Source organism: Desertihabitans aurantiacus (assembly GCF_003344635.1).
Taxonomy (GTDB): Bacteria; Actinomycetota; Actinomycetes; order Propionibacteriales; family Propionibacteriaceae; genus Desertihabitans; species Desertihabitans aurantiacus.
Window position 1 is genome coordinate 1 of record NZ_QPKK01000232.1, and the last position, 6,067, is coordinate 6,067.

7 protein-coding genes are annotated in these 6,067 nt (G+C 73.7%); 4 read left to right on the forward strand and 3 right to left on the reverse strand.

What is annotated here, in order from left to right; all coding sequences use genetic code 11:
* Positions 1-764, reverse strand: a 764-nt coding sequence (locus tag DVA66_RS15790; RefSeq protein ID WP_232822000.1) for a glycoside hydrolase family 95 protein, incomplete at its 3' end; no start/stop codon positions are given.
* 158 nt (positions 765-922) lie between these two features.
* Between DVA66_RS15790 and DVA66_RS15795 the strand changes: the two genes are divergently transcribed.
* The 3 genes from DVA66_RS15795 (at position 923) to DVA66_RS15805 (ending at position 3,132) form a co-directional block, all read left to right on the forward strand.
* Positions 923-1,936 carry a glycoside hydrolase family protein gene (locus DVA66_RS15795; RefSeq protein ID WP_114560942.1) on the forward strand — a complete coding sequence of 338 codons (1,014 nt, stop codon included), beginning with the start codon at positions 923-925 and terminating at the stop codon, positions 1,934-1,936.
* Positions 1,933-2,715: a sulfite exporter TauE/SafE family protein gene (locus DVA66_RS15800; RefSeq protein WP_232821999.1), complete on the forward strand. Its 783-nt coding sequence runs from the start codon at positions 1,933-1,935 to the stop codon at positions 2,713-2,715. Before DVA66_RS15795 ends, DVA66_RS15800 begins: the two co-directional genes overlap by 4 nt.
* A gap of 75 nt (positions 2,716-2,790) precedes the next feature.
* The gene (locus DVA66_RS15805) at positions 2,791-3,132 is read left to right on the forward strand and encodes a DUF2200 domain-containing protein (RefSeq protein ID WP_114560946.1); all 342 of its coding nucleotides are present in this window, start codon (positions 2,791-2,793) and stop codon (positions 3,130-3,132) included.
* Between the two features lie 6 nt (positions 3,133-3,138).
* On the opposite strand, the gene DVA66_RS15810 is transcribed toward DVA66_RS15805, so the two are convergent.
* Together DVA66_RS15810 and DVA66_RS15815 are read right to left on the reverse strand one after the other, a co-directional pair.
* Positions 3,139-3,702, reverse strand: coding sequence for a manganese efflux pump MntP (locus tag DVA66_RS15810; RefSeq protein ID WP_114560943.1), 564 nt, complete (start codon positions 3,700-3,702; stop codon positions 3,139-3,141).
* A gap of 206 nt (positions 3,703-3,908) precedes the next feature.
* Complete coding sequence (locus tag DVA66_RS15815; RefSeq protein WP_198671835.1) at positions 3,909-4,724, reverse strand: nucleotidyltransferase domain-containing protein; 816 nt, start codon at positions 4,722-4,724, stop codon at positions 3,909-3,911.
* A 174-nt stretch (positions 4,725-4,898) separates the two neighbouring features.
* Between DVA66_RS15815 and DVA66_RS15820 the strand changes: the two genes are divergently transcribed.
* On the forward strand, positions 4,899-6,067 hold a 1,169-nt coding region (locus DVA66_RS15820; RefSeq protein ID WP_157974050.1), incomplete at its 3' end, for an MFS transporter.

A 6,067-nucleotide genomic window follows, 5' to 3' on the forward strand; every position in this document is an offset into this window, starting at 1 on the left:
CCGGTCGCGGTGGTCGCCACGGCCAGCACCAGGGTGAGGCGGTGGCTGCCGGTGGCGCGCAGCCGCAGCACGTCGCCGGCGGTGCTCCAGGTCAGCTCTCGCGCGCCGGTGGCGCGGGCCGCCAGGGCGGCGCGCACCGAGGCGGTCGGGTCGTCGCTCCAGCGCACCGGGTCGGGGGTGCGGTGCCAGGCCGGGGCGACGTCGGCCGGTGCGCGGTAGACGCCGCGGGCCAGCGACCCGTCCGTCTCGAGGTGGTCGGCGCGGAGCCGGGGGACCAGCTCCACCTCGACGTCCAGCGGGTGCTCGCTGCGCAGCTCCAGCACGAGCACCTGGTGCTCGGCGGAGATCCAGACGTCCTGCTCGACCGGGTGGCCGTCCAGCTCGAACCGGGTGGACGCCACCGCCCGTGCCAGGTCGAGCCGCCGGGAGTACCCGCCGACCTCGGCCGTGCCGGCGATCCGGCGGCGGAGGTCGAGGAACGGCTGGTAGGACTGGGGGTAGCCGGTCTGGAGGGTCTGGACCGCCGCCTCGGCGTCGGCCGGACGTCCCTCGTCCAGGGCGGTGCGGGCCTCGGCCAGGGCCCGTTGGGCGGTGTCGCTGTCGACCGCCTCGGCCGGGTCCAGCGGGCCGCCGGACCACAGGGTGCCCTCGTTGAGCTGGAGCAGCTCCTCGACGGCCCCGCCGGAGCACATCGCGGCCAGCCGGCCGTTGCCCAGGGGCAGCGCCTCGGTCCACCGGTTGGCCGGGTCGCGGAACCACAGCACGTGCGCCAAGGCGAGCTCCTCATCGAACTGAAAAAACGATTGCTCAGTCACTGTAGGCCACAGTCCCCGGCGAAGCGCAAGCGTTCGGACGGAACAGATCACCGGAGTGGGGGAAGTCGTGCAATCGTTTGTCCGTCTGTCCCGAGGAAGAGGATCCGATGACCTACCGCACCCCGCACCGCTCCGGAGCGCTCGTCGTGACGCCCTCGGAGGACCCGTCCCGCTTCGACGCCCTGGCCGTCGACTGCCCGTTCGTCTTCAGCACCGACGGCCGGCGGGGCATGACGCTCGTCGGCTGGGACGGTGTCGGCTACCAGACCGGGCTCAGCTGGGAGCGGCCCGACGGCCGGTGGTCGGTGCCCGAGCTCGTCTTCCCCCGCGACCCGGCCGTCCCGCACCGGCGCTACAACACCGCCATCACCTCGGTCCTGCGGGAGAACGACCTGCGCAGCGACGGGCGGCTGCTGCGGGTGGACGGGCACCACCTCGCCACCTTCCACGCCTATCCCGCGGCCGGGTACGAGTCCGGGCCCGGTGTGATCGGCTTCGCCCGCTCGACCGACCTGCGCTCCTGGGAGGAGGTCGGGACGCTCGTCCGGCCCGAGGAGGGCGGGGAGTGGGAGCGGGGCGGGCTGTACAAGTCGTGGCTGATGCAGCACGACGGGCGGTACTGGCTGTTCTACAACGCCAAGACCGCCGAGCGGCGCTGGCGCGAGCAGACCGGTGCCCTGGTCAGCGACGACCTGCGGCACTGGGAGCGGGTGTCGGACCAGCCGCTGCTGGCCAACGGACCGGAGGGTGCTGCCGACGAGAGGTTCGCCTCCGACCCCTGCGTGCTGTGGGACGCCGAGGCCGGGCACTGGGTGATGTTCTACTTCGGCCTGGCCGCCGACGGGCACGCCCGCGAGCTCTGCGCCACCTCACCGGATCTGCTCCGCTGGACGAAGACGGGGGAGGTGCTGCTGGACGTCGGCCCGCCCGGCTCGGTCGATGAGACCCACGCCCACAAGCCGGCCGTGATCGCCCGCGACGGCCGGCTCGAGCACTACTACTGCGCCGTCTCGCCGCGGCAGGAGCCGCTGCAGCTCGGCGACCTCCGCCAGCCGGAGCGCCGCGGCATCGCGGTGGCCCGGGAGACGACGGGGGAGCGGGTCGGGGCCGGCCCGCGGTGATCGACCCGGTCGAGCTGCTGCTGGTCCTGCTGGCCGGCGTCGGGGCCGGCGCGGTGGGCGCGGTGGTGGGTTCGGGCACGCTGGTGACGTTCCCGGTGCTGATCGCCTTCGGCTACCCGCCGGTGGTCGCCACGATGACGAACGCGGTCGGGCAGGTCGCCGGCGGCGTCTCCGGCTGGTGGGGCTACCGCCGCGAGACCGCCGGGCAGGGACGCCGGCTGCTGCGGCTGCTGCCAGCCTCGGTGCTCGGGGCGGTGCTCGGCTCCTGGCTGCTGCTGCACCTGCCCGAGCGGGTGTTCCGGGTGGTGGTCCCGGTGCTGCTGGTGCTGGCCCTGGTGCTGGTGCTGGCCCAGCCGCGGATCCAGGCCTGGAGCCGGCGACGGGCGGAACGGCGGGGCACCGGGTCGGAGCCGCGCCCCCGGACGGTGCGGCTGACCCTGCTGGTCTTCGCCATCGGGGTGTACGGCGGCTACTTCACCGCCGCCCAGGGGATCCTGCTCATCGCCGCCCTCGGTCTGCTGCTGCCGGAGCGGTTGCAGGTGGTCAACGCGCTGAAGGTGGTGCTCACCCTGGCCGTCAACGTGGTCGCCGCGGCCGTCTACGCGGTGGTCGCCCACGACGAGATCGTCTGGCCCGCGGCGGCCGCGATCGCGGCCGGGACGCTGGTCGGCGGCGGTCTCGGCGCCACCGTCGGGCGGCGGCTGCCGGCACCGGCGCTGCGCGGGGTGATCGTGGTCGTCGGCGCGGTCGGGATCTGGCGCCTGCTGGCGACCGGCTGACCGGGGGCTGCGGCGCGCACCGCACGGGCCGTCCGGGGCATGGCCCTCGGCGCGGCCCGGCGGTACCGTCCACCCATGCACCGCATCTACAGCACCAGCGTCGCGTCGGTGTACGCCCACTACGTCACCAAGGCCGAGCGCAAGGGCCGCACCCGCGCGGAGGTGGACGAGGTGGTCCGCTGGCTGACCGGCTTCGACGACGTCACGCTGCACCGCCACCTCGACGAAGGCACGACGTTCGAGGACTTCTTCGCCGCCGCCAAGCTGAACCCGAAGGCGTCGCTGATCACCGGAAGCGTCTGCGGGGTGAAGGTGCAGGAGGTCGAGGACCCGCTGATGCGCCGGATCCGCTACCTCGACAAGCTGGTCGACGAGCTGGCGAAGGGTCGTCCGATGGAGAAGGTGCTGCGCGCCTGAGCGACGTCAGGCCAGCAGGGTGTGGTCCAGCAGGATCCGCACGCCGATCGCCATCAGCACGAGCGCACCGACGACCTCGGCCGGCCGCCTGAAGCGCAGGCCCACGCGGTGCCCCAGCAGGACCGCGCCGAACGACAGCACGGCCGTGACCACCCCGATCAGGACCACCGCACCCCAGATGTCGACCCCGAGCAGGGCCAGGCTGATCCCGATCGCCAGCGCGTCGACACTGGTCGCCACCGCCAGCACCAGCAGCCGCTGCACCGACAGCGCGCGGTCGTCCTCGTCATCGGCGCCGTCGCGCAGGCCGTCCCACAGCATCTTGGCGCCGACCGCGACGAGCAGAGCGCACGCGATCCAGTGGTCGACGGCCTCGATGTAGTGGCCCACCTGGACGCCGACGTACCAGCCGAGCAGGGGCATCAGGGCCTGGAAGACGCCGAAGGTGAGGCCCACCAGGAGCGCCTGGCGCACGATCCTGGCGCGCAGCTGCACGCCCTGGGCGATCGAGACGGCGAAGGCGTCCGCGGACACCCCCACCGCGATGACGACGAGATTCAGCAGCGACACGAGGAGGCCTCTCCGTGCGGCCGCCGACGTAGGACGCCTCGACACGCACATGTGGTGTCGAGGGTCTCGCTCACCCGTCGGACGGGCGGCACGCCGGGTGGGATGGCCCACCAGTCTGTCGACGTGCGCTTGGGGAGCTACTCCCCCTCGCAGCGGTGAGGATAGCGGCATCCGGCGGCAGCGGGTCCACGCGCCCGCCTCCACGCTCACGCCGACGGCGGCAACCCGAGGACGACGCCGTAGTCGTCGGGACGCCACTCGTCGAACGCCTCGCGGACCGCGCCGACGTCGTGCTCGTCGGCGAACCGCAGGGCACGCTCCTCCACCCGCTGGACACCGGCGCGGACGGCGTCCGGCTGGCCGTCCAGCATGCCCTCGACCAGGCCGAGCAGGTCCTCACCCGACCAGGAGGGGAGCGGGTGGGCGGCCAGCGCCCACGGCAGGGACGAGTTGTACGGACGCACCAGCCCGTCGAGGGCGAAGACGACGTCGAGGAAGTAGGGCAACGCCTCCACGGCGTCGAGCCGCGCCTGCAGCGGCCGGCCGGCCCGGACGGACTTCAGCGCCCGGAAGGTGAGGTTCAGCCAGGCGCCGATGCGTCCGTGGCCGATGAGCACGTCGACGGTCTCGGCGGTGCTGAGGTGGGTCTGCCGCTCCAGCGCGGCCGCGATCCGACCGCCGGTGGCGTCGGCCAGCACCGGCGCCCAGGCGTAGGACCAGCGGTAGGCGTATTCGGGGCTGCCGTAGGGCGCGATCTCCTCGAGGTGGTCCAGCGCCAGCGGGATCTGCTCGAGCTCGGCGGTGTGCAGCCAGGGGGCGGCGGGGTCCTGGGCGGCTTCGGGCGTCATGACGACGAGCAGGTCGAGGTCTGAGTGCTCGGTCGCCAGCCCGCGGCCGGCGGACCCCGACAGCACCAGCCCCAGCAGCGCGGGCCCGAGCTCCGCCGACAGCCTCCGCTCCGCATCCTCCAGCAGGGCCCGCTGGCGTGCGGTCAGGTGAGCGGGCAGGTCGAGTCGCACCATCGCCTCCGGTCGGGGTCGTCGTGCTGGGGCCGCGGCCGACGCTAGCCGTGACGTCGCTGCGCCTGCGACCCGTTTCGGGAGCATCGCTCCGCAAACTGCAACCGAAGGGTTGCGATGTCGGTTATGAGGTGCAACCTGCAAGTTGCAGCAAGAACTCGACGACAGGAGGATGTGATGGACGCGATCGTCAGACCCCGCGGTGGCACCCGGATGGTGCTGGCCGTGCTGTTCCTCGGGGCGTTCGCCATGGGCAGCGCGGACATGCTCGTCGTGGGCATGCTCGACCTGATCTCAGCCGGCCTGGCCGTCTCGATCCCGGCGGCTGGCGCCCTGGTGACCGCCTTCGCGCTGGGCATGGCCGTCGGCGGCCCGGTGCTCGCGCTGCTGACGGCGCACCTGGACCGTCGGAGTGTGCTGATCGGCGCCGTGGCGGCGTTCGCGACGCTCACCCTGGTGCCGGTGCTGGTGGCCGACCACACCCTCTTCCTCATCGCCCGGGCCGGGTGCGGAGCGGCCGAGGGCCTGTTCCTCGCGGCCGCGCTCACCGCGGTCGAAGACCTCGTGCCGAAGGAGCGCGTCGGCCAGGCGATGGGTGTCGTCATCACCGGCTTCGCCACCTCGGGCGTGCTCGGCATGCCGCTCGGGACCCTGGCAGGACAGGTGCTGGGCTGGCGCGCGTCGTTCGCCGGCCTCGCCGTCGTCGTGGTCGGGGTCCTGCTGGCGGCGAGCCTGGTTCTGCCCGCCCTGCCGGCGGCGCGGGCGGGTCACACCGCGGGCACGCAGCTGCGCCACGCGTTCGCTCCCCGGGTGCTGGCCCTGCTCGCGCTCTGCAGCCTGGTCTTCCTGGGCCTCCAGTCGGCCCTCACCTACATCGTGCCGTACCTCGGGGACGTCACCCGGATCTCTGGACCGGCGGTGGCGGTGGTGCTGTGCGTCTTCGGGGTGGCGACCACGGTCGGCTCCGCCGCCGGTTCCCGCTTCGCCGACGCGCACGCCCCACGTGCCCTGGTGGTCGGGGCTGTCGGCCTGACGGTGTCGCTGGCCGTCCTGTACCTCTTCGGTGGGCAGGTGGGCCTGGCTGTCCTCGCCGTCTTCGGCATGGGGCTGTTCGCCATGGCGATGGCACCGACCGTGCAGAGCCGGGTGATGAGCCTCGCCGGACCGGGCGGGGCCCTGGTGGCGTCGCTCCCGGCGTCGGCCGCCAACGCCGGCGACGCCGTCGGCGCGCTGCTCGGGGGTGGCGCCATCGGGCAGGCTGGTCTCCCCGGCGCGGTCCTCGCCGGGGCCGCGGTAGCGGCGACCGCCGTGGCCGTCGCGATCGCCACCAGCCGGCTGCGCCCGCC